Source organism: Enterococcus sp. DIV1444a, assembly GCF_051712125.1.
GTDB lineage: Bacteria > Bacillota > Bacilli > Lactobacillales > Enterococcaceae > Enterococcus > Enterococcus faecalis.
This window is the reverse complement of the sequence record NZ_JBIOOG010000002.1, coordinates 20,616-45,775: the sequence shown is the minus strand read 5'-3', so window position 1 is coordinate 45,775 and position 25,160 is coordinate 20,616. Positions and strand designations below refer to the sequence as shown.

Sequence of the window (25,160 nt, the reverse complement as noted above, 5' to 3'; positions counted from 1 at the left end):
CGCGAGATCCACCTTCAGAAGAAGCGCAAATATAAAAATTAAAATTTTGAGGTGGGAAAACAATGAAAGATAAATTAAGTAAAGTAAAAAATAAGTTCCTTGTTCTGTTAGCTATGCTGACCATTGCAGGAGCGAATGTTGTACCTTCGACAATCGCTATGGCCGAAAGCTTGGATAATACTGAACAAGTGGATTCTTCTAGTGAGATAGAAGAGAAAAAAACACCTGAAGAATCAACAGAATCTTCTAGTAAAGTTAATGAATCAACAACAGCAGAAAGTACACAAAACACTCAAACGGAGTTAGATAAAACAATAGGTGAAAGCATGAATAGTAATGACAGTCCTATTGATTCTACAACTAATTCAAGCGAAGCTACTAACACTGAAGCAACTTCTACAACTGAAGTAACGGAAGAAACACATGAAAAAGCCGAAAGAACAGGAGAAGAATTGGCCAATCGAGATAATCCAACGGACGTACAAGGCTTGACAGATAACGAGATTATCTCATTAGCTAAATATTTGTATGGTGATTATGCAAAAAAAGACTCTTCTTTTGGTATGTCAGTTAAAAATGACAAAGGAGAAAGTATTGAAATTCCTTTTGAACGACGTACTCGTCTTGCACGTTCTATCGGTACTGAAGGTAATCCAATTTATGATAGATACGATGTTAGTAAAGGTGCATGGACAGCGTGGGGTGAATTTTATCAGCCTATGTATATTGATGGAAAATTAGCCTATTGTGTACAACCGGGAGTTGTATTTGTTCCGGGTGCAGGCTTTACACAACAGACAGAATTCGCTGGTATTTCATTAGCAGAAAGAATCAAGATCAATGACATTATGAATTTTGGAGCTAAAAGTGGCGATAGCGTAGAGTACATTATGGCTACAAATATGTATATTTGGGAGCAACTAGGATGGTCTGTGAGTACTAGTCTTCCTAATTATGCAGGATACAAAAATACGATTATTCAAAATATGAAAAATTTCCAAGTAAGACCATCATTTCACAACAAAGACTACAACATTAAGCAAGGACAAACTATAAAAATTCCAGATACAAATGGTGTTTTAGGAAATTTCGTTGTCGTAAATAATTCTGGTTTAACAATCAAAAAGAATGGAAATACGCTGGAAGTTACTGCTACTGCAAGTTCAAAGTCAGGTCGTGTGGATTTTGACAGAAAATCATACTATTCAGGTAATCAATATTTTTGGGTAAAACCAGGGTCTCAATCAGTATCAACAGCAGGGGCTTCTGACCCTACCATTGCTTTTTTAAGGTTTAACGTAATTAAAAATGGTAAAGCCAAAATTAAAAAAGTGGATGATAACGGAAATCCAGTGGCTGGGGCTAAATTTGAATTGAAAAATCTAGCGGACGGCTCAAAAAAAACAGCTACTACAAACAAAAATGGGGAATTTGAGTCTGTAGAATATGCAGCAGATACTCAATTAGAAATTCGAGAAATTGAAGCCCCAATCGGATACCTATTAGATACAAGTGTTAAGAAAGTAACGATTAAAGCGGCACAAACTACTACAGTGAACTTCACAAATCCTAAAATGATCTTGAAAACAACAGCGACAGACAAAGAAGATAGTGACAAAGTGCTTTTCCCAGAAAAGAATGTCACAATTAAAGATAAAGTGAATTACACAAATCTTTATACTGACGGCCGCGAATACGTTGTTAAAGGAAAATTAATGGATAAAGCAACAAACAAACCATTACTAGTAAATGGAAAAGAAGTGACTTCAGAGAAGAAATTCAAACCAACAACTAAAAATGGCTTTGTTGAAGTAAGCTTCACGTTTGACGCGTCAGCTCTTGCTGGTAAAACAGTGGTTGTATTTGAAACACTGTATCAAAATAACAAAGAAATTGTTGTCCATGCGGATATTAACGACGTGCCGCAAACGGTCACCTTTGACAATCCTAAAATTACAACAACTGCAGTCAATGAAGAAAACAATGGAAAAGAATTTGATCCCGAAGAAAAAGTTATTTTAAAAGATACGGTTGCTTATGAAGGCTTACAACCAAACAAATTATACAAATTGAATGGTAAATTGATGGATAAAGCAACAAATAAACCGCTGTTAATCGATGGGGAAGAAGTAATCAGTGAAGCAACATTCAAACCCACAAAGGCTAAAGGAACAATTGATGTTACTTTTGAATTTGACGCACGCGAATTGAAAGGAAAAGAACTAGTTGTTTTTGAATATCTAAGTCGACAACGCAGCGATTCAAAAGAATGGTATGACGTTGTTAAACATACAGATATCAATGACAAAGGCCAAACTGTGAAAGTAAATAATCCTCAAATTCAAACAGAAGCGCATTTTAAGGAAGACGGTTCAAAAGTTTCTGATCCTTTAGCAGAAGTTACTATTGTTGACGTGGTATCTTTCAAAAATTTAATTCCAGAAAATACCTATGAATTAAAAGGTAAATTAATGGATAAAGCAACAAACAAACCATTGTTAATCGATGGGGAAGAAGTGACCGCTAGCAAACGTTTTACACCAACAACGTCTGAAGGTAGCGAAACGATTGAATTTAAAGTAAATGCGAAAGATTTACAAGGAAAAACAGTCGTTGTATTTGAAAATCTGTACAAAAATGACACAGAAATAGCGATTCATGCAGACATTGAAGACGAAGGACAAACCGTTGAATTTACAGAGCCAAAACTAAAAACAACGGCGTTGGACAATGATTCTAACAGCCATTCTGCTGAAGCGTTAAAAGAAGTAACAATCACTGATACTGTTTCTTATTCAGATTTATTAGACGGAAAAGTGTACAACATTTCTGGTGTGGTAATGGATAAGAAAATAAACACTCCACTATTAATCGACGGAAAAGAAGTGCGAAATGAAGTGAATTTCATTGCTCGTGATGGAAAAGCAGAAATCATTGAAGACCAAAACGACGCAACAGATTCTGAACAACCAAGTGACATGGATAAACCAGCACTGAGAGCTGCTGCCGTACAAATTAACCGCGTTTCAGGAACGGTTGAAGTGACATTCACAATGAATGCTGAACAGTTAAAAGGAAAGTCAGTTGTTATTTTTGAAACATTAACACGTGAAAACACTGAAATTGCTGTCCATCACGACATTGACGATGAAAGACAAACTGTTACATTCACTGAACCAAAACTAAAAACAACAGCGATTAACAAAGATTCAGGTGATCACAAAGCGGATGCTTTAGAAAAAGTGACAATCACTGATACTGTTTCTTACACTGATTTAATCGAAGGTAAAACTTATGAATTAGCAGGTGTTTTAATGGATAAGGCGACAAACAAACCATTGTTAGTCAACGGAAAAGAAGTCCGTAACTCATTAAAATTTATCGCATGTAATGGAAAAGCAGAAATTGTCACCACTGAAGCAAAAGTGAAAACTGCAGAAAAACAAAAATCACCATTAGTCACTGGAACAGTGGATCTTTCATTTGAATTAAACGCGAAAGACTTACAAGGAAAAGAAACTGTTGTTTTTGAAACCTTGACACGAAATGAAACTGAAGTCGCAGTTCATGCCGACATTCACGACAAAGACCAAACCATCGAATTTAACAAACCGACATTAAAAACCACGGCTACAATCAACAATGGCAAGCTAGGTGTTTCTGGCGGACAAATGACTATTAATGATAAAGTGAAATACACGAATTTAACACCAGGTAAAACTTACACAGTTAAAGGTAAATTGATGGATAAAACGACGAATAAACCATTTGTCGTTAATGGTAAAGAAGTGCAAGCAGTTAAAACGTTTGTACCAAAAACCGCAAATGGCGAAGTAATTGTTCCATTTACGTTTGATTCTGAAGGAATTACTTCAGAAGTTCATGTGGTTGTTTTTGAAGACCTATATCGTGACAATTTAAAATTAACAACACATGCAGATATTAATGATTTAGCTCAAACAGTTCGTATTGTACCACCAACTAAATTCTTGCCAAAAACGGGCGAACAAAAAGGAATTCTATTTACTATTCTAGGATTCATTTTATTAGCAGGCGCAGCATATCTTGTAACAACAAAAAGAAAACAGAATAACTAACCACAGACAGAAAAGTTCTCTTTTGTGTCTTTTTTTGTGTCAAAAAGTGAACGTCAAAAACAGGAGGAGGTGATACAGTGGATTTATTTTTATATACACCGGAACTAAAGGAATACTTTTTGTTTGATCATACAGGTCGTGCAAGTGAAATCATTATCCCAAAAGGAAAACTGCAAGAGTTAAAAGGAAATAAAATTTTTAATGAAGAGAATCTAAGTGAATACACGCGTATTATTTTAACTTTTGGGAAACAAAAAGTTCCTGTGAAGTTAGAAAAAGGCTCAGGAGAGATTGTAAGAAATCTACCTATAAAAGGCAACAAACAATTAAAAAATCAAGCAGTATTGAAGTTTAAAATTTCAGACGAATCACATTTTTCAATTGCAAAACTAAATTACTTTGCTAAAAAAGAATCAGATTGGAAAGAACGATTTATAGACAGCATTGAGTTTAGTTAAATACAAAATTAGGAGGGAAATCAGTGAGGAAACTAATTACTATTTATTCGACGATTCTTTTACTTTCTACTGCAGCTCCAATCACTGCTTTTGCAGACGGAACGAGCAATGAAACGGAAACAATGGAAACTAGTCAAGTAGTAGACGAAACGAAACCTAGTGAAACGATGGAAGCAACAAGTGAGACACAGCAAACTGAAACGTCGGAAACCTCTGATAGCACTGAAAAGACAGTTGAAACAGCGGAAAGTTCAGAACAATCAACAAGTACAACTGAAACTGTTCCAGACAGTTCCAAAGAACAACCTGTTGCAACCGATGAAACACAACCACCGATAATTGTTCCAGAAACCACGCCTAGTGTTTCAATGGAACAAGAAATCGTTTCAAGTGAAACACCCAATGAAACAGTCGCACAAGAACCAGCTGTAACAATCCCTTACAGCACAGAAACTATTCATTTTGAAAAAGTGAAAAGTACAGAAGAGTTTGTTTTACAGATCGGTGAAACCGCAAGAGACGTCGCAAAAGACAACGATTTGTTCGCAAGTGTCATGATTGCGCAAGCCATTTTAGAAAGTGGTAGTGGTAGCAGTGAATTAAGCCGTGAACCAAATTACAATTTGTTTGGAATTAAGGGCGATTTTAACGGCCAATCTGTTTCGTTTCTGACAGCTGAAGACGACGGAACAGGTCAGCTATATTCTATTCAATCAAACTTTAGAAAATATCCGAGTTATAAAGAATCATTCGAGGACTATGCAAAGCTCTTAAAAGACGGTGTGAGCTGGAACACAGCGATTTACACAGGCACACATAAAAGCGTAGCGAAAACATACGAAAATGCCACACAGGCGTTAACAGGAACGTATGCGACCGATACTCAATACAATCAAAAATTAAACGGTTTGATTGAAACGTACCATTTGACTGAATTTGACCAGGAGAAAACAATTACGCCGAGTGAATCAGATTTTCCTGGTTACAACGGTGTAAATTATGATTCAGGAAATAGCTATGCCTGGGGGAATTGTACGCAATATGTATACAACCGAATCACTCAATTAGGAAAACATATCGATCTAACAATGGGTAATGGCCAAGATTGGGCAGAAACAGGACGTGCGCGTGGCTATGAAGTCACAAGAACACCAAAAGCCGGCACAGCTGTTTCATTTCCTGCAGCTGTTTTAGGCGCAGACAGCACTTATGGTCATGTGGCATTTGTGGAGAAAGTGAACAAGGACGGTAGTATCTTAATTTCAGAAATGAACGTAAAAGGTTTAAACGTGGTTTCTACACGAACAATTTCAGCTGAAAATACAAGCATGTTGTCATATGTACAACCTAAATAAGGGAAGGAAATATTTCATGAAGACAGTAATGTTTTACATTTTAGCACCTATGATATTGCCTTTTTTTCTTTTAGGCTCACTAGGGGTTGAAATTATCTTTAAATTACAATTATTTAGATACAAATATCTAATATGAGACCCTGAAAGGAGGTGAAATGAATGGCTACAGAAGAGGAGACACTTTACGATTTGCTATGTGCAATATTAGCGAACACATTTGAAGATATCAATCGTTACAAAAATTTTGAAATGAGTATTGTACCAAAGGAATTGAAATCTAAACAAAGTCAATATTTACCCAATTTTCGTAAAATCGAATTATTTACACTAACTCAGCCACCTGAAGCGACGATATTAACTATTTTAAGGGAACTTGCTCGTCATGTGACGTTTATGGACGAAGGTGAGTTAAAAAGTAATGATGTGTTTTACGAAAGATTCTATTTGCTACTTACAACAGCAATGTCAATGGATTTACTGTCTGAAGACACACTAATAATATACGCAATCAAAGAGTATGATCAATTGATTGAACAGTTTGGAGAAGTTTCTACATGGAATCTATCAAATAAATTAGTAAACAATTCCTTTACGGTCCATGTCACGAATAGTTATGAAGCACGTGTAGTTTTAAAACAACGAATGTATCGTTGGTTTACATTGGCGAAAGCTTGGGAAAAAGAATTTACAACAAAAAAAGAAGCTGACGAAGAAGCCAATTATTTAACTAAACAATTTCCTAGTATCGATGTCCAAGTTTTACGACCTATAGAGGCGCTTTTCTGTTTGCATTATTATATTGGCGTTGTTGGTGGATTTGATTGTAAACAACAACTTTATCAAGCTGGGTATATCTGGCAAGGATATGGTCGGAAAAAAGAATGGGTTAAGAAGGTCCCAGTTGGGGCTTATAACGAAGAAATGGAATTCTTACATGAATTGCGGCTTGTTGGGAAACGATTTACACCAACATTTCCTAAACAAATGAATACAGCCAAAAGAAAACAAGCAAACCAATTAAAACGTAACAAAAAGAAAATTGTTAGCTATTAGGAGGAACTTATGAAAATTACACAAACTGAACTGAATAATCGCAAAAAATTAGCAAAAGCCATTATGGAGGCTAAAAACGAAGATCATGACACGTGGTTGGGAGAGCATTATCAACAATATATATCAGCAAATCAAGCAACATTAACCAAAGCGTTACTGTTAATGTCAAAGCGTTCACAACCAGAAAAACAAAATAATAATTCTACACAACAGCATACAAAAGGAGGTCAGGCATAATGGATCGTATTCAAACAATCTTAATCTTTTTAATCGGTGGAATATCCACTTTAACTGGTTCTTGGGCTACTCTACAGTTGTTACAAGCTGCTTGGAACATGATGCGCAAAAATCAACGAAAAGTGGAAGAAGCAAAAGAACATATTGAACACATTGTAATTGGGATTGTAATTGCAGTTGCTGGTGCAGCAATTGTGAATTGGTTAATGTCTGCGTAATGGAGGAAAGAGTATGTATGTTCAAATAACCGGAGGGAGGAGGGTGAAAAAGCTTCTTCCTCCATCAAGAAAAAAGCTAAGCTTAATAGAAACGAATATACTTTTACAGAGGCTTGAAACCTTTGCTGAAGATACAGGAATAAAAGATACGATACGTATTAAGCTTGTAAAAGATAAAGACGTACTTTTTCGCGACGATTGTGTAATAGGAGAAGGGATTTCACGAAACCTTCTTCTCGTTGTTCAGCATACGTTTACTACTCTTTATGGGAATACAAATTCTACAGAATGTATGGAATTGATCACAGCTATTCAGCAAGAACTAGAGAATCCAAAAGTGACAGAGCCAGCAAATGATTTAAACAAAAAGAAACAGAAAAAAGAGAAAAAATCCACGAATATTCACCGAGAACGTCGTCACTTTTCCGGTGGAACTTTAAAGAAAAGAAGCATTTTCTTCATACTAATGGGGGTGCTTCTTTTTTCTTTGATTGGTGGTAGTTTATTTTTTGTTAATTCTTACTCAAAAAAAGAGCAAGCCCCTTCTAAACCAACGTATGAACAATTGTTGGAAGAAGGGAAGTACTCAGAAGCAGCAGTGGCATTTCCCGATAATCGTGAGGCTATCGAGCAGTATCTTGTAGAGAAACAAGAATTTCAAGAATTAAAATCGTTCAATGAAAAATTCCCAACGAATGAAGGAACGTTTGATCTAGCATTCTATCAAAAAGAATGGAAGAAAGTTGTTCAAACTGAAGGGACAGAATTGAATGCTGATCGAAAAGTAATGCTTGCTTATGCGTACATTCAGTTAGACCAGTTAGAAGAAGCGGAAATATTAAACAAAACGTTAAAAAGTAAACAACTGACAACTGAGTTGAACAAGGCATGGATAAGAAAAGCAATTCGAATGATCAGAAAAGAAGAGTTTTCAGAAGCGGAAAAAATCAACAAAAATCTAAAAAATAATCAATTAGGTGAATTAATTGAAACGGGAAAAACGTGTCAGGAAATGGTCCATTTCTATCGAGAAAAAAAAGATACGAAGAATGAGACTCTTTGGAAAAATCGTTTATCTCAACTAGGAGAGGAGTTTTACAATGAAAACGAATAACCCAAATAATTCTTTTTTTGACAAAGACTTGTTGAAAAATAAGAAAGTTATGGGAATAGCGGCCGCAATTTTAGTTTGTACAGGAACAGTGGGCTATGCTGCGTATCAATCGTTCACACCAGCAAAACCACAAGCTGCAGAAAAAGTAGCCCCTAAAAAGGAGAAGGAAAGTTCGTCATGGATTATTCCGGAAGATAACAGGAAAAAGAGTAAAAAAGAGCAAACAAAAAAAGAAGATACGGACGTATCTAAAAATGTTTTTGATCGTTTTGGTCTATCAGAAACAGAAAAAATGGATACAAATAAACAAGATAGTGTCCAATCGTTACAACCAAAAGAACTATTAGCAGTAGCACAAACAATTAAGGAACAGGACAAAGAACAACAGCCAACCATAGTTGATCAAATTGTTAAAAATCCTGCAATTGTGATTCCCGATAAAGTTCCGGAGAAACCAATTGTACCAAGTAAGCCTAAGGAAGAAGAAACAAATCCGTCTAAACCGGACGATAATAAGCCAGTTAACCCAGATCCTCAACCACCAGTTGTAGTTGTAGATTACGGCGTTTTAGAACTTTTGATTGCAAATGCTGAAGGCTTACCAGCAGAAGCGTATTTATCAAAATCTTATGAAGCTATGCAAGCCCAATTAACCCAGGCTAAAGTTATGTTAGCAGAAAGAAATGCAACACAATCGCAAGTAAATGCTCAAGTACAAGCGTTACAAAATACGATTAATCAATTAGTTTTGCGAGGAAACATGACTGAACTAGAGAATTTGATAGAACAGGTTAAAAATATTAATCGGGAACTTTATACAACTGATAGTGCTAGACAACTAGATCAAGCAAATGATTCTGCTAAAGAGCTAGTTCAACAAGGGGAAGCAACCCAGGAAACAATTGATTCTGTTCTCAAAGAATTAAACCAAGCGATTATGCAGCTAGTCGCACGCGGAGATAAGGAAGTGCTACGGAATGTTATAATTCAAGCGAAAAGTATCGATCGTGAGATATACACTGCAGAAAGTCTTCAGGTTTTAGACGAAGCAGTAGGACAGGCACAGCATTTGCTTACCCTAATCGATGCAACCCAGGAACAAGTCAATGAAATGGTCCAATTAGTACAAACTGCTTTAGACAGCCTTCAGAAAGTTGGCGAACCAGATTTGAGTCTGATTGAATTAAATCGTTTAATCGCTGAATACGAAACACTAGATTTATCTGGATATACTGAACAAACAGTTGCTCATTTTATGGATGAACTTAATAAAGCTAAAGCTTTAGTCTCTAATGGAAATGTAACTGAAGAAGAGGTGAAAGCACAGATTACAGCCTTAAAACAAGCAAAAGAAGGTTTAGAAATCAAAGTGGATAAAACCTCATTAACACAATTAGTATCTGAAGTAATGCAATTGGAAGCTGATTTATACACTACAAGTAGCTGGGAAGTCCTTCAGACTGCTTTAGGAGAAGCAAACCAAGTATTATCAGACACTCAAGCAACACAACAAAACGTTGATACCGCATTTAATAACCTACAATTGGCTAAAGATTCATTAATCAAAGTATAAATAAAACGTGTGAAAAGAAGCAAGGTACTCTTACCTGCTTCTTTTTTTAGAATGAAGGAGGAGAACAATGAATAAACAAAGTATTGTACGTATTACCTCGGTTGAGCCTAATCGGCTCCATGCAAAAGATATCGATACAAAAGAGTTGCTAGTGACAGAAGTAGACGAAGTCGTTGCTGAAGACTTTCAACGTATTTTTCGTGAAAAAAGTCTACAAGGTGAAGGGGTGTTTATGACCAGAGAGGAGTTTTTCAATGGCTAAGTATCAAAAACGGACAAAAGAAGAAATTGAACAAGAAGTCAAAATGATGACGGACCAAACACTTACGTTTGTAAAAAAACACATGAATACCTTAGAAGACAAATTGGAATTTTTCCAATTCATGGATCGGTTTCATGAATATTCCTTTCGAAATCAAGTACTGATACAAACGCAATTTGAGGGGGCAAAAGCAGTTGGTAGTTTTGCTTTTTTTAAGAAAATGGGCTTTTCGGTAAAAAAAGGCGAAAAAGGCATTCGAATATTAAAACCAAATGTTTTTGAATACATTAATGCCGATGGAAAGCGAATTCCTGTAAACAAAGCAACGAAAGAGCAGCAAGAAAAACTGAAGACTGGAGAGCTAAAAAAACACAGTATACAAACCTTCTCTCCTACAACGGTCTTTGATATTACACAAACGAATGCAAAACCAGAGGATTATCCCAAATTGTTTCCTAATAAACGATTTGAATTTACTATGAGCAATGCAACCAACCTATCAAGTCTTAAAAGTGCATTGACAAAAGTATCTACAAATATGGGTGTACCAGTCCATACTCCTGCTAGTTCTATTTTTGGTATCCGAGAACTTGGGGCAGCTAAGGGGCTTTTTGCTGTAGGGAAAGACGGCCATAAAGAAATCGTGCTAAATCCGAGAAATACACCTAGTGAGGAAGTCGCGACGTTGATTCATGAATTGGCACATGCTCAATTACATGACACAACAAGAGTACAGGAAGCTGGAAGTTACTGGTCTACAAAAGATGTAACTGAGTTGCAAGTAAGTATTAAAGAGCTTCAAGCAGAAATGGTCTCTTACGTTGTTTCAAGTCATTATGGTATTGACACAAAAGAACATGCCATTCCTTACATTGCTGCATGGACGAATAATGGCCAAGAATTTTATGGGGAAACGCCAGAAGAACAAGTCGCGATTATGGGAGGTATTCAAAAAACGTGTAAAGGCTTTATTCAACAATTAGATCAATATTATGAAAAAGAACAAAGTGCTACAAAAGAAAATAAGCAATCGCAAGAAGTAGTAACAATAAGGAAAACAAAAAGTACTTCTAATGCGAAAAATGTTGTAAAAGGATTCAGTCGTTAGTGAGGGATTAACTGTGAATAAAAAGTATAAACAATGGAAAAAGATTCTTGCACACCCGGCTGTGATTACATTAGTAGCGATAGTTTCTTTTATCGTTCTTTTACTGTTGTTGAACCTGGTATCAAAAGTGCTGTTTGTTTTATTGCAAACTTTAGTTAGCTTAAAACATCAGGGAGCTTCTAGTGATCCAGTTTTGTTAAAGGAATTACCGAAAAAGATATTGAGCTACGTACAAAGCACTTCGCCGTTTCAGTTTGCTCCAGTACTTGGAGAAGTTTCATTTATCTCTACTCTCTTGGTTATTTTGGTGTGGTTGTTATTCATGCCGAAAAAATTGTATCAAATGCGTATTGCGTTTAGGGATATAAATAAAGGAACAAAAGGAGTAGCGCGGTGGACAACTTTTAAAGAAATGATCCAACAATATCCTATTGTTGCTTTAGACCATAAAGAATACGAAGGCGAAAGTGGCGTTCCTGTGCTACATTTCAATTTAAATCCTTTTCGATACTTTTTTTGGAAAATAAAAGGGTTCAATCTTCCCTATTGCAAGAATGGCTATGTGTTCATTGATCGAAATAAAACAAATGCTTGGATAGACGCAGGAACACAGTCAGGTAAAACTGAAATGTGGAGTTATCCAACATTAGATTTGATTATGCGTGCAGGAATCAAAGACTCTGTAATAGTGACTGACTTAAAAGGAAATATGATAAAAAACACTAAAGAAGAATTCGAGAAATTTGGTTTTGATGTGTTCTGTTTGAATTTAGTTCAGCCTTCATATTCTATTGGATATAATCCATTAGAGTTAATAAAGAATGCTTATTGGGAAGGCGATTATGATTCTGCCCAGTTGCTATGTAATACATTTTCGTATTCTATTTTCCATAACGATAAATCAAATGCTGACCCAATGTGGGAAGAAGCATCAATAGCGTTAGTGAATGCTTTGATTTTAGCTGTTTGCTTTATCTGTAAGGAAAATAACACACCAGAAAAAGTCACTATGTATACAGTTGCTGTTATGTTAAGTGAGCTTGGCCAAGATCCTGACGAAAATGGATTGACTTCATTAGACGCATTCTTTAGCGATCTTGAGCCAACGAATCCTGCAAAATTACAGTTTGCGACAATTAAGTTCTCACAAGGGATTACTCGTTCAGGGATTTATACTGGAACAATGGCGAAGTTGAAAAGCTTTACCTTTGATAGCATTGGTCGATTAACAGCAACAAGTGATTTTGATTTTGAAAATTTAGTTTTTGGTGATAAACCAGTTGCTTTGTTTATTGTTTATCCAGACTATGACGATTCTAACTATGCGCTGATTTCAACCTTTATTTCTCAAGCTGGTTATGTATTAGCTAAAAGTGCGACCATGTCAAAAGAGTCTACCCTACCACGTAAAGTTAAACATTTATTTGAAGAAGCGGCGAATATTCCACCGATTCATGGGTTAGGTAGACATATGAACGTCGGTTTGGAGAGAGGAATGGTTTATTATCTGATCACACAATCGGTTGTGCAATTAGAGGATCGTTATGGAGATAAAGCTGCGCGTACGTTAATCAATGCTTGTGGGAATAAATATTACATTATGGGAGACGGCGAAGACGATGCCAAGTACTTCTGTAATATGTTAGGAACAACAACCGTTATAGCAGCTAGTCGTCACGGGGATCCACTAAGTATGGATAAAAGTTATGGTGAATCAGAAGACGGCCGGGAGCTGCTAAAAGAAGAAGAGCTACGCATGTTAAAACCTGGGGAATGGGTTGTTTATCGTACCAAAATGCGTAGGGATTTAAAAGGAAATGGTGTTAATCCACGGCCGATTTTAGCAAGTGAAGCAGAAGGTACTAAAATGTTACACCGTTACGAGTATCTAATGCCTCGTTTTGATCACCCAATGACGTTTGAAGAGCTACACCAAAACACGAGCGAACATGCTGAATTGCATATGAAAGATTTAATTATCAATTTTAAGATTGATACTGTTGACTTAGAGGACACTGGTGAATACACGAAGGACCCTCAAGAACTTCAAGAAACTAGGGAGGTGGACGATATGGATTTGTATCCAGAAGTATTAAGTGATGAAAAAATGAGCCCAGAAGAGGTATCAACACTGTTAGAAAGTATTGAAGAAGTACATGAAAATTTAACATTACTAACGGATTATTTCAGTGAAGATCAGTTGGCTCTTATGCGCTCGATTGTACAACGCTCTGTTGACGAAGATCAGTATGACTATTTCGCTTCATTACAGCATGTAGAATTAGTTGAAAATTGGTTGGAAAACTTCCAAATACCAGAAGTACAAGAGTTATTTTATGGTGTGCTGAAGGGATAGGAGGGCTATATTAAATGTCAAATGAGGAAATTATTGCTCGACTGCTTGAGTTTAATCCATTATTAAAAGTCGCAGACTTTTGGACCAATGCGTTGAGAGGGATAGGATACTCAATTTTGTTAGGCCTAAAGGGATTTGTAGACTCCTTAGGTGATGGCGTAAGTCAAATGTACAAAGTGATGAATTTTTGGGAAAGTCCTAAAATCCAAAGTTTTATCGAACCTTATCGACCTATCGTTATATCTCTTATGACATTGGCAATGCTGTGGATCGCCTTTCGATTAATGGGTGATCCTAAAAAAGACAAACAAAAAATTGTAAATAACGTGTTATTTGCTATTTTATTATTTGTTGGGTTGCCTTTTTTCATGACACAAGCTGGACAACTTGTAACTGCAGGTAGAGAGAACTTACAGAGTCCGTCTGAAGCAACGACTCAAATATTTCAGAATAACATTACAGATCTTTATGCGATCGACAAACAAGAATGGAGATACCCGGATAATGATTTGGGCGTTAACGACATAAAAACAGTGAACAATTTACGTTTGTTAGACATAAAAGAAGCTGTTGATACTGGTGGAGTATTTTTTGACGATTCGCCACTGTCTAAACAAGGAAAAGAAACGTTGAGTAAAAAGGTTATTGAAGTCAATGGCGAACCCCAACTAGCAAAAATGAAAGGTATGTTTAAATTTGACGAGGCGTATTACCGTTATACCTGGCACCCTTGGTATATTCTTTTAGAATTATTGGCCTATGGATTGGTACTAATCTTTACTATTTTCAAAACAGCGAAGATCAGTTATGAAATAGGCGCAATGAAAATTCTTAGTTACGGTTTAGTTTTGACTGATTTAGATAGTGGCCAACGAAACAAGACACTGTTCCTAAAGATACGAGATTCGTTTATTGTCTTGTATTTGCTGTCGTTGCTGTTAAACCTATTTACTATCTATATGTCTGCAGTTAGAGAATTATCGTTGGATAAACCATGGGATATGATTGCTATTTTGGCTGGAGCTATGGCTGCAATTGACGGTCCAAATATAGTAGAGCAGTTGTTTGGAATCGATGCAGGATTAAGTTCTGTAGGAAGAAGCTTAATTGGTTTAAGTCAAAGTGGAATGGCATTGTCTAGCGCTGGAAGAGCTACTGCAGCAAGTGTCAACAAGTTGGGCCATATGGCAAAATCAGTTGGCGGAAAAGCTGTACGTGGGGCTACAAATACAGGTTCAGCAATTGGTGGTTTATTAAGTGGATTTAAGGGGAATGTTTCACCTAATACTGAAGGAGGATCTTTAAGTAACTTTAAAAATGAAGGTTCTTCCGGTGGTAACGAAACGTCTACCAACTCAAATAATAATCCAGAAAAAGGACTCGGTAAAAATGGTTCTCAAGTGAATGAAGATAACGGGAATTCTAATAATACGGGAGAAGGACCTTCAGATAATGGGCGCCCAACTCCTCCAACAATTAATGATCCAAAAGAAGCAGCAAAAGTTTTAGATAAAATAAATGGGAATAACAAAGAAGAGTCGCCTTCACACCTTGGGTTAGGTAAAAACTCAGAAACTCAAAACAGGAAAGCGAAGGTACCAGCACCTTCTAATGTATTTTCTAAAAAAGGTGTTCAAAATCAAGCGTCTAAAGCACCAGGTGCGTTGGCTGCTTATCAAGCTGGTAAAGGCGAAAAAGAAAATAGTTTTACAGGGGTTAAAGCTAATCCAATGTCGTTACCAAGTGAAGTGAAAGAAGCACGTTCACAACTAGAAAAAGATTTATCTGTACCTATGTCAACTGACACACTTAACGATGCTTTGGTGGATAAATATATAGGTGCGCGTCAGGATCTATCGAAAACAAAATTAGTACGTGGCGGTGCTCGTAGCTTTGAATTAGGAAAAAATACAGGGAAAAAATGGAGAGATAAGCCATGAGACGACAAATAGCAGTGCCTAAACGATTAATTGAAAAAGAAAAATACAATCAAAAATTAAGCATGAAAGACGTGATTATCTGCGTCCTTTCAATTCCTTTAGGTTACTTAATTTCTACTTTTTTTGTAGGGATTTTCCAGGGGATATTTTTAGTGATATTTCCACTAACCGTTTATTTTTTAATTAGTCCGTCTGAAGTATATGAAAAAAAGAATTTTCAGGTGATATTCCGTGCGTTTTATAAAACGCGCGGAGTTTATCACCCAATTCATGCACCAAAGGAGGAGAATAGTGATGGGAATTGATGCGATTGCTGAACGAAAAAAGAAACAAAGTAGAGAATCCAAAAAGAATCAGAAAAAAATCCTAGAAATTACCAAAATCTACCCAGTTGCAGGGATAACACCTGAAGGATATATAAAGTTAAGAAATAGTTATCGCGAAATTTACGCAGAAATTACTGTCCCTAAGAAGTATGATTTAGACTATTTAACTTATGAAGAATTGGATGTAATTGAAGCAAACTCTTGGAAGTTCATGCGAGAGTACAAATCTCCAGTGAAAGAAGTTTATATGAATTTTCCAGAAAAGAACAAATTACAGCAAACTTATTACAAAAAAATGATTGATCACACGACAAATCCCGTTCATTTACGATTACTCCAAAATGAGTTAGAAAAGCTGAAATGGCTTGAGAAAGAAGTTATGCGGTTTACTTCGTTTTCTTGGTTTTTTGGTAATACGGTGAAAGAACTGGAAAATAACTTGAAAAAAGCGGCCATTCACAAGGTATACTCATTTGAACCTATATCAGAACAAGACAAAGTCTTGGTATTGCAGCTAATGAATAATACAGGAGGGATTCGACTTGTGGAAGAAGAATAAACGTAAAAAACAAGTATCAGAACATACCCAACAAAGTAGAAGAGATTTACAATTTATCTATGATACACAACCTAAAGGGGGAGTATCAACAGCCCATGAATACTTTATACGGATGGGTGATAGTTATAATACCTGTATTCACGTAATTGATCGTCCTACAATTTTTACAGATAATTGGGTGAAACAATTAGTCTCACCGAATACAATTTTAATTGTAGATTACTATACACCAGAAGAAAGGAATTACAAGCAGGAAATTGCTGATTCGATTAGTGAAATATCTTCTCAAAAAAGACGAGCACAAACGACAGCTGAGTATGACGAGTTGGCAGCTGAAGAACAAATCTCTCGTGAATGGTCTTTGTCTTTGAGTCAAACAGGGGAACAAATGAAGCAAGTTCATTTGCGTATTTTTGTTTATGATGCAACGGAAGAAGGACTGGAAAAACGAGTCAACGATATACTACAAACCATTGGAAGTGAAGGATACACTGGAACTGTTTTTATGGATGAAAATGACGATGAATACCGTTCAATGTTCTTACCTATTAACGAACAAGAACGTTTATCCAATGCACGACAAAGTTTACCGTTACCTGGAGAGGTAATGGGACTAGGTTTTTCTCATAATCAAACAGCATTAAACGATCGACGTGGTCGCTATTATGGAACGACTTTTACAGGAGGAACAGTTTATATTGATTTTTTTGAAAAAACCGGTAAAAGAACGTATTATAATGCCTTTCTTTCAGGAGATATGGGTGCAGGTAAATCTACCACGTTAAAAGCAATGTTATTTGATCGTGCAATGCGTGGAGATTTAATTCGGATATTTGGAACCACTAAGGAAGCAAATTCTCTAGTACGTGCGTTTAACGGTACTGTAGTAAATCTGGATGGAACTGATGGAATGATAAATATGTACCAGGTGTTTCCAACAGCTATTCGAGAAGACGGCACAGTGGATGAACAAAGTTCCTTTCAGCAACATATCTCTAAAGCAGGTATTAAGTATCGAATGATTGATAAAGAGGCTGGATCAGATACGATAAAATTGTATACGAATACGCTGCACGATTTTTATGAATCACTTGGTTTCACAGGTGAAAATCAAAAGGGCCCAATTACAGGACTTCCGGTTGAAGATTACCCTATTTTAAGTGATGTAATCACCTATTTTGAACAGAGAAAAGAACAAGAGCGCGAACCTGATTATAAAACGTTGTACTCAAGCATTTTGTTATCTTTAACCCAGTTAAGAAAACAGTATGGAAATATGTTTAATGGTCCAACAACATTCAAAGATCTAGGGGACGTCCAAGTAGTTTGTTACAACACGAATACTTTGTTACAACTTTCAGAAGATATTCAAGATTTACAGATGTATAACGCTATTGATCAAACCAACGAGGCGTGTATGCGACAAGGAATGAAAGAATTTGATCTGTATAATGAACGAATTAAAACAATGGATTCAGAAGAAGCATTGGATTTGGCACGACATTTTGTAATTGCAGTAGACGAATGTCATAACTGGATAAATACAACGAAATCTTATGTAACGAAGTTCTTTATGACAATGATGTCTGAAGCCCGAAAACTGTTTGGTGGTATCTGGTTAGCAACACAACGGCTTGAGAGAATGTTTCCAAAAATGGATCAAATTTCAGATAAAGAAATGGCCAAAGCAGCCAATGATATTTCTCAATTATATGGTTTGTGTCAATACCGTTTTCTTTTAAAACACAGCAAAGTATCATTGGCCATTATCCGGCAGTTGTTTGGAGATAGTATTACTGAGACGCAATATGATTTGATTCCTCAATTTGAAAGAGGACAAGGATTGTTGTGCATCGATGGGGCAGAAAATTTGTTAATGAGTATTGAAGTTACAAAAGAAGAATTGAATATTTTTGGAGGTGGTGCGTAATGAAAAAGCCTAAAGGATTTTGGCTTTTAACTGCGGGCCTTTTTGGTGCGTTTTTCATTTTTGGGCTTGCAATAAATCTATGGCCAACAGATAAGAAAGACGTCGAGAAGGAAGAGTATATTCTTTCTTCAACTACAGACGTTTCTTCGGAATCAGAAGAAACAACGTCTTTCTCAACTGTGATGTCTAAGACGAAAAACTCAGTCAATAAAGAACAACCTTCACGGAATTCTATTGATAAAGCAAATTGGAATGAGGCTAACCTTGATTCGATTACTAAATTAGAAGCGATAGGCACACAATTTATTGTTTCTTTAATGGATCCTGATGTGAAAAAAGATTCTTCAATTAAAACAATTGTGAATGATTCTGTTTACAAGAAATTAGTTGGGGGACAGTACCCTTCGTTTCAATTAGTGCAAAACATTGAGAAAGAAGAGGTAATTCATTATGGCTCCAAGGAGCAGTTAATTTATTCATTTATGGGTGTAGATAAGCATAACCGCGGACTGTCAATGACCTGTAAAATTCTTTTTGAGCAAACTGAAAAAGAATGGAAAATAGAGGAGGTCTCTTTTCAAGAAAAGGAGTAGCGTAAATGGTTAAGAAGCTATTGAAACATAAGGTATTATGTTGGCTCATACCAGGAGGATTCTTCACCATACTATCAACTCTTTTTATAACGATACTCGTAACCATAGGTGCTTTTCTTATTGTACAAGCTGATGGTTCAAACGGCTCGAATGGATCAGTTGAAGGTGTGGTTGGAAATCAAAATTTGAGTCAAGAAGTACTGTCGAAAAAGTCAATTGTAGAAAAATATGCGCGTGAAGAAAAGATCCCAGAAGAGGTGCCGGTCCTATTAGCCATTATGATGGTTGAGTCAGGTGGAAAAGAGCCGGACCCGATGCAAAGTAGTGAATCAGCTGGGTTGTCACAGTTTACTTTATCCGATTCTGAATCGTCAATTCGTCAAGGGGTTAAGCACTACAAAAAATGTTTGGAAGAGGCACGAGCCTTAGGAAATGATCGTTGGACAGCTGTCCAATCGTATAATTTTGGACGTAACTATAACGTGTATGTTGCGCAAAATGGGAAAGTACATTCAACGAAATTAGCGGATCAATATTCATTAAAAGTGGTCGCACCGTCGTTAGGAAATACCACTGGTCAACGGTATAAATATAACGATCCTATTGCTGTTTTATACAATGGCGGTTGGCTCTATTTAAACGGTGGTAACTTCTTTTATTGTGACAAAGTAAAACAGTATATTACTACAGAACAACAAGAAGGTTCCACTGGATCAATTAATTCACTAGATGGTGTTTTAGGTCAAACTATTAATGGCGGCGAGTGTTACGGATTAACAGCTTATTATGTCACTATGCTGGGTGGACCTCAACTGATGGGATCTAATAAATGGTATGCCTCACAGATAGGAACAGACTATGATTGGGCGTCTTATGGTTGGGAAGTAATTATGAATCCTTCTTATGGCGATGTTCGCGCAGGAGATGTAATAAATTTTGCACCTGGTGGCTATGCAATTACAGAATATGGACACACTGGAATCGTAGCGAGTGTTGATGGCAATGGTCAACTCACTATATATGAACAGAACGGTGAAAAAGGACGCATAGCAGTAAAATACACCCGCCAATGGGGGAAAGAATATCCAATTACAACTAGTCTTGTGAGAAAAAAATAAGTCGCGGAAGGAGGGAGAAAATGATTCCTGAATTGTCATTAAAAGACGGTCGAGTAAAAAAGTATAAACGGATAGGATACGTTCTTTTAACAGTCGTTCTCTTCATGTTAGGCAGTCTATTTTTTTACAAAGGGAGCGAAAAAGACAAAGGGGTAAGAGTAGGAGAAGCTGTTGAGCAAGGACAGAATACTATTCAAATCGTTAACATGAATTACTATGAAGATCGAGAACTTTTACAGTTAGGTGTTTACTTTCAAACAAATAAAATTGATCCTTTAGATCCTATTCAACCTGTAGCACGAAAAACAAAAAATACATTTAATTCCTTGGATCTAGAAGTAGAAAAAATCACGGATGATTACTATCAAATTTTTGTTAAGTCTGTTAAAAAAAATTGGGATCATATCTATATTGCACTCTACACAAAGAGTGAGGTGAAGAGCCTTATCAGTTCCACAGAACTCTTTCCTGTAGCAGAAAAATATACGCATTCAGAGACAAAGTTTGAACCGAAATCCAAGCAAGAATATTTAAAAATTCTCTATAAATTTTTAGAAGAAGAAGCCAGAAAAAAAGTGAAACAATCAGAAAAAACTATTCAAAATACAAAAGAAGATATCAAAGTTTTGGAAGAGTCAATCAATGAAATAAAAGAGAGCCTTTCATTAAAAACAAGCGAGCAACGCACTTCGGATGAAACGAAAATATCACAGAATCAGACCAAGATAAATACCTTGACTCAGTCAATAGAAGAAGAACAAAAACGAGTCAAAGAACAGAAGGAAATGATTAAACAATACCAAAAATTGACTGAAAAAACGGGGGAAAAGTAACGGGAAAACGAACGGCTACAGGTTATTTCTAGTCGGCTAGCCGTTAATAAGTATTGTTTAGTCGGCTGTTCAAGGTCGGCTAAAGATGTATTTTAGCCGATTTTTGTCAAAAATCTGTTATCACCTCAAACCCAAACCGCACTGCGGTTTATATCATATTTGATATCAGGGTTGCCTTATGCTCTTACAAGATAGTTGAGGCCTTGTGCCAAGCCCTCAACTATCTTGTAACGCGATGGAGATAAGCTCCGCTTATTCCATCGTACGATACTTCAAATTTTTATAGAAAGGACTGTCGCTATGCCAGATATTTTATTACGTAAACTCTCCCAAAAAACAGTGGCGGGTCTTGATGATTTAGCCAAACAAAAAACGAAAAGCCGCGAAGCTTACGCAAAGTCTGTTTTAGCTTCTCACGTGGCCAGTGTCGAGTTCACTGGTGAACGTCTGGAGTGGGAGGCGCTTATCAAAAACCACGAGCTAGTTTTGTCCGAAGCCTTGAAGGTGATTAAGGAACAACAAAAAATTATTGAACGCTTTTTACAAGACTATGGGGAGGTGTCCTAATGGAAGAACGTGTCAGGTTTGAAGCAAAGTTTGTCCCAGGAAAGCATGATGTTGCAATGAAGTATTTTGCCAAGCAGCTTGAAGAAAAAAAAGGGAAGACAAAGGCAGATATCTTGCAAGACTTATGTGTGGAACTAAACGAGCTGCGCAATGAGTTAGACTCGATGCAGTTTCTGCGTGAATCTATTATTGCAGATATAAAAAAAGAGCTAGACCCTATCCGTATACGTACGGGATACGTTGACAAAAATGTTAGGGTACTGATGGATATTGAGAATGGTCGGTTAATCAAAGAAGGAATCTCGTCTCTAGGTGGAATGAATGACTTAGTAGCCAAGCCAATGAAACAATCGATTCAACGGGTAACGGACGAGATAGCAGCCTATCGCATGAAAAAAGTGGAGCGTGAACAAAAGAATACCAATATAAATCCAGGTGGTCATGAATGAGTGAAGCGAAGAAACGTCCCGGTGTTGTCTTTGCTTTTAAATATGTCACAGGTAACGCAAAAGTGTTTAAAGAATATGTTGATTATTTAGACCGGGAAGAAGCAATCCGCACAGCACACTATGACCAGTTCAATGCAGCGACCCAAGACAAAGATGGTTACCTAGAATACATGGAAAACCCAGAAAAGAGTGAAGGGATTTTTACAGCACACAAGGATGAATTATCACGGACGGAACGACGTGCTATGAAGGAAGTTTTTCAGCTGGCCCAGGAACAAGATTCGGTCATGTGGCAAGGCGTGATTTCATTTGATAACGCGTGGCTTGCTCGTTACGGATTTTGGGATCCAAAAACAAAACACCTCGATGCGGAAGCGTTAAGAAAAGCCGTTCGATATACGTTAGAAGAAACGCTAGTAGAAGAGCAATTAGCAGAGTCGGCAAAGTGGGCTGCTTCTATTCATTACAATACGGATAATATCCACGTTCACTTTGCGATTGTCGAACCAGAACCGACTCGGCCCTATGGGACATTCCTTAATCGAAAAACAGGAGAGTCCTATCAAGCGCGTAAGGGAAGTTGGAAGAAGAAGTCACTCGATCATGTTCGTAGCCGAATGGTGAGTTCTATGTTAAATAGGGATCAGTCATTAGAAAAAATATCAACGCTTATTCGTAAGGAAATTACTAGTCCTGGTTATTCGTGGAATGTAGCGTTGCGGGAGGATCCCTACAGAAATTTGTATACAAAAATTTATGATCGTTTGCCAAATGATAAACGGTTGTGGAAGTACAACAACAATGCGTTAAAAGAGGTTCGTCCATTTATTGATCAATACATTGAAACATATTTATCTGAGTTTCAACCCTACTTGATTTCTCAGTTGGATCAACAGTTAAAAGAAGAAATGGATATACGAGAACGGGCATATGGGACAGGTGATATTGAGTACAAACGTATACTTGATTATCGGCGGAATAAGTATCATGAGTTATATACACGACTAGGTAATTCTTTGTTACGTGATATGAAGGAACAGGATAAAGAACGCAGACAAAAATCTCCTCTTTCTTTTGTAAGAAACCAGGAGGAGTGGAGGAAAACAACGGCTCAAAAACCGCTAGTAAGTCAAAAACAACTGAATAAAATAAAGCGTGGTTTAGATAAGCAATTAGAACATGCCAAAAACCAACGTGTTTACCAGCAAGTGATCCGTGAACAAGAACAAGAAAATAGCAGATAAAGAAAAAGACAGAACGAATAGATCTGTCTTTTTTTTGTCGTTAGGTGGGAAGGAAAAAAATAAATGTTATCAATAAAAAACTGAAGGAGGCGTTTATAAATGCCGGAAAAAAAAGGAAAGTCTAATTCGCAGCCCCAGGAAAAAGTGTCTGAAGATCGTTCTCGTTCCAACGAGAATGAGAACAGGGCTAAGTCGTTTAATGAATTAAAGGCTAAAGCAAAACAGGTGTCTATTGTGGACTTTGCTCGTGCGCAAGGTTTAGATATTATCGACTTAGGAAACAAGTGGGCAACGGATGCAGAACATGATAGTCTACGAATTAATAAATTTACCAATCGCTGGTGGCAAAACTCAGTAATTAATGCGGATGGAAAGACAAGTGGCGGTGATACAATTGCATTTGCACAAGAGTATTTGAAACTAGGCACGTTCAAAGAATGTGTTGCAATACTCACGAATACAGAGTTTCCAAAAGCAGAAATAAAAATAGAAAAAAAGGAACCTTTTCGCTACTATTTCAAGCATGCAGCTTCTACAGAAAAAGTCGAAAATTATTTAATCAATAAACGAGGGTTGGACGAAGAAATAGTGAAGAGTCTTATTCACAAAGGGATGATTCAACAAGATGTTTATGGCCAAGCTATTTTCGTTTGGAATCAAGCTGGTAAACGGGTCGGAGCTAGCGTTCAAGGAATAGAAGTAGACTATGAAAAGAATGGACCTAGAGGTATTGTAAAAAAGATTGCAAAAAACTCTCAAAAGCATTTTGGATTTAACATTACACTAGGGAAAAATCCAAATAAAATCTTTTTCTTTGAAGCACCTATTGATGCTTTGTCCTATTGGTCCTTAAATAAGGAGAAGCTGAAAGATTGTATGTTGTTTTGTTTAGATGGAAGGCATGGTATGAATATAGAGACAGTGATTTCAGCTGTTAATTATATGAAAGAGACGAGAGGTACTAAACCTGAACAAGGATTGTTTTTTGGTTTGGATAATGACCCTACAGGGCATCAGTTTTGGGATCAAATGAATAAGTACGAAAAATTCCATTCATTAATTCCGTTGGACCACTGGGTATTAAAAGATAATATCCGACATTATCAGGCAGCTTCAGCAGCCGTAAATGGTTCGGTAGAGTGGGAATTAATTGCAGGGGTCCACAAAGCATTAACGGATATGTCTAATAAAACAACAGTCGGAAACGGATGGAATTATCGTGGTTATTATTCTGCAATTTCTCCTGGAGAACGGAATGATCATGTGATAGATGTTGGCCAGGTTTCTATTCAAGTTGCAAAAGCATTAAATGAGTCTAGAAATGCAAATACAGGGTATATTGATGTGCAAGAGTTTTTGCGGAAACCCCAACCTGATATTGGCGTAGACGTCTTGCGTAGTTTAGATTACAAAGTAAAGCGATACTACGGACTATACAAGGAAGAACGCTACAAACCAGTAGATGTCATATATAAGGATTGGAATGACATTTTAAAAGTACGAACGGCACAAGGTTTGGAAAGAAAAATGATCTCAGAAGCATATGAACGACAAGACGGAGAACAATTAGAACTATCGGTGAAGAAACGAGAAGGAAAGAAAAAAATGATTGCTACTAGAAAACGTTTTGATCAGACCGTAGGATTTTATGAAGCAGATTCTGCGCACGAAATGGCCTTTTTACTGAAGAACTACGGGTATCAAGCAGTAGATAGAGAAGACCAAAAGAAATACGCAAAAAAAGCACAATTAGCAAGAGCATAAAAAAGA

At 36.7% G+C, this 25,160-nt stretch carries 22 protein-coding genes; all 22 read left to right on the top strand.

Features of this window, described 5'->3' with window-relative positions; genetic code table 11:
* Positions 1 to 62: 62 nt before the first annotated feature.
* The 22 genes from IGI87_RS13765 (at position 63) to IGI87_RS13660 (ending at position 25,154) form a co-directional block, all read left to right on the top strand.
* The gene (locus tag IGI87_RS13765; protein WP_438737487.1) at positions 63 to 4,097 is read left to right on the top strand and encodes a VaFE repeat-containing surface-anchored protein; all 4,035 of its coding nucleotides are present in this window, start codon (positions 63 to 65) and stop codon (positions 4,095 to 4,097) included.
* A gap of 77 nt (positions 4,098 to 4,174) precedes the next feature.
* A complete protein-coding gene (locus tag IGI87_RS13760) occupies positions 4,175 to 4,555 on the top strand; it encodes a hypothetical protein (protein WP_174126094.1) in 381 nt (126 codons plus the stop codon).
* Between the two features lie 23 nt (positions 4,556 to 4,578).
* Entirely contained in the window at positions 4,579 to 5,910 is a 1,332-nt protein-coding gene (locus tag IGI87_RS13755) for a glucosaminidase domain-containing protein (RefSeq protein WP_174126095.1), read from the top strand.
* A gap of 159 nt (positions 5,911 to 6,069) precedes the next feature.
* On the top strand, positions 6,070 to 6,963 hold the full coding sequence (locus IGI87_RS13750) for a hypothetical protein (protein ID WP_174126096.1): 894 nt from the start codon (positions 6,070 to 6,072) through the stop codon (positions 6,961 to 6,963).
* Between the two features lie 9 nt (positions 6,964 to 6,972).
* Positions 6,973 to 7,200, top strand: a complete 228-nt coding sequence (locus IGI87_RS13745; protein WP_010815346.1) for a hypothetical protein — start codon at positions 6,973 to 6,975, stop codon at positions 7,198 to 7,200.
* On the top strand, positions 7,200 to 7,418 hold the full coding sequence (locus tag IGI87_RS13740) for a hypothetical protein (RefSeq protein ID WP_010815347.1): 219 nt from the start codon (positions 7,200 to 7,202) through the stop codon (positions 7,416 to 7,418). The genes IGI87_RS13745 and IGI87_RS13740 overlap by 1 nt, the downstream gene beginning before the upstream one ends.
* A 43-nt stretch (positions 7,419 to 7,461) precedes the next feature.
* Complete coding sequence (locus tag IGI87_RS13735) at positions 7,462 to 8,532, top strand: response regulator (protein ID WP_438737482.1); 1,071 nt, start codon at positions 7,462 to 7,464, stop codon at positions 8,530 to 8,532.
* On the top strand, positions 8,519 to 10,105 hold the full coding sequence (locus IGI87_RS13730; RefSeq protein WP_174126097.1) for an FIVAR domain-containing protein: 1,587 nt from the start codon (positions 8,519 to 8,521) through the stop codon (positions 10,103 to 10,105). The genes IGI87_RS13735 and IGI87_RS13730 overlap by 14 nt, the downstream gene beginning before the upstream one ends.
* Before the next feature lie 67 nt (positions 10,106 to 10,172).
* Complete coding sequence (locus tag IGI87_RS13725) at positions 10,173 to 10,367, top strand: hypothetical protein (protein WP_010815350.1); 195 nt, start codon at positions 10,173 to 10,175, stop codon at positions 10,365 to 10,367.
* Complete coding sequence (locus IGI87_RS13720; RefSeq protein ID WP_010815351.1) at positions 10,360 to 11,475, top strand: ArdC-like ssDNA-binding domain-containing protein; 1,116 nt, start codon at positions 10,360 to 10,362, stop codon at positions 11,473 to 11,475. Before IGI87_RS13725 ends, IGI87_RS13720 begins: the two co-directional genes overlap by 8 nt.
* 13 nt (positions 11,476 to 11,488) lie before the next feature.
* Positions 11,489 to 13,831 carry a VirD4-like conjugal transfer protein, CD1115 family gene (locus IGI87_RS13715; RefSeq protein ID WP_010815352.1) on the top strand — a complete coding sequence of 781 codons (2,343 nt, stop codon included), beginning with the start codon at positions 11,489 to 11,491 and terminating at the stop codon, positions 13,829 to 13,831.
* A gap of 14 nt (positions 13,832 to 13,845) precedes the next feature.
* The gene (locus IGI87_RS13710) at positions 13,846 to 15,771 is read left to right on the top strand and encodes a pLS20_p028 family conjugation system transmembrane protein (protein ID WP_010815353.1); all 1,926 of its coding nucleotides are present in this window, start codon (positions 13,846 to 13,848) and stop codon (positions 15,769 to 15,771) included.
* On the top strand, positions 15,768 to 16,076 hold the full coding sequence (locus IGI87_RS13705; RefSeq protein WP_010815354.1) for a hypothetical protein: 309 nt from the start codon (positions 15,768 to 15,770) through the stop codon (positions 16,074 to 16,076). Before IGI87_RS13710 ends, IGI87_RS13705 begins: the two co-directional genes overlap by 4 nt.
* Positions 16,066 to 16,656, top strand: a complete 591-nt coding sequence (locus IGI87_RS13700) for a hypothetical protein (protein WP_010711780.1) — start codon at positions 16,066 to 16,068, stop codon at positions 16,654 to 16,656. Before IGI87_RS13705 ends, IGI87_RS13700 begins: the two co-directional genes overlap by 11 nt.
* Complete coding sequence (locus IGI87_RS13695) at positions 16,640 to 18,586, top strand: type IV secretion system protein VirB4 (RefSeq protein WP_174126098.1); 1,947 nt, start codon at positions 16,640 to 16,642, stop codon at positions 18,584 to 18,586. The genes IGI87_RS13700 and IGI87_RS13695 overlap by 17 nt, the downstream gene beginning before the upstream one ends.
* Positions 18,586 to 19,179 carry a hypothetical protein gene (locus IGI87_RS13690; RefSeq protein WP_174126099.1) on the top strand — a complete coding sequence of 198 codons (594 nt, stop codon included), beginning with the start codon at positions 18,586 to 18,588 and terminating at the stop codon, positions 19,177 to 19,179. Before IGI87_RS13695 ends, IGI87_RS13690 begins: the two co-directional genes overlap by 1 nt.
* Before the next feature lie 5 nt (positions 19,180 to 19,184).
* Positions 19,185 to 20,297 (top strand): lysozyme family protein, encoded by a 1,113-nt coding sequence (locus IGI87_RS13685; protein WP_438737477.1) that lies wholly within the window; start codon positions 19,185 to 19,187, stop codon positions 20,295 to 20,297.
* A gap of 20 nt (positions 20,298 to 20,317) precedes the next feature.
* A complete protein-coding gene (locus IGI87_RS13680; RefSeq protein ID WP_425141807.1) occupies positions 20,318 to 21,130 on the top strand; it encodes a hypothetical protein in 813 nt (270 codons plus the stop codon).
* A gap of 300 nt (positions 21,131 to 21,430) precedes the next feature.
* Positions 21,431 to 21,697 carry a hypothetical protein gene (locus IGI87_RS13675; RefSeq protein ID WP_010831089.1) on the top strand — a complete coding sequence of 89 codons (267 nt, stop codon included), beginning with the start codon at positions 21,431 to 21,433 and terminating at the stop codon, positions 21,695 to 21,697.
* Positions 21,697 to 22,146, top strand: a complete 450-nt coding sequence (locus IGI87_RS13670; protein WP_010831088.1) for a hypothetical protein — start codon at positions 21,697 to 21,699, stop codon at positions 22,144 to 22,146. Before IGI87_RS13675 ends, IGI87_RS13670 begins: the two co-directional genes overlap by 1 nt.
* Entirely contained in the window at positions 22,143 to 23,390 is a 1,248-nt protein-coding gene (gene mobP2, locus IGI87_RS13665) for a MobP2 family relaxase (RefSeq protein ID WP_174126102.1), read from the top strand. Before IGI87_RS13670 ends, mobP2 begins: the two co-directional genes overlap by 4 nt.
* A 99-nt stretch (positions 23,391 to 23,489) precedes the next feature.
* On the top strand, positions 23,490 to 25,154 hold the full coding sequence (locus IGI87_RS13660; RefSeq protein WP_174126103.1) for a DUF3991 domain-containing protein: 1,665 nt from the start codon (positions 23,490 to 23,492) through the stop codon (positions 25,152 to 25,154).
* The last annotated feature ends 6 nt before the right edge of the window (positions 25,155 to 25,160 follow it).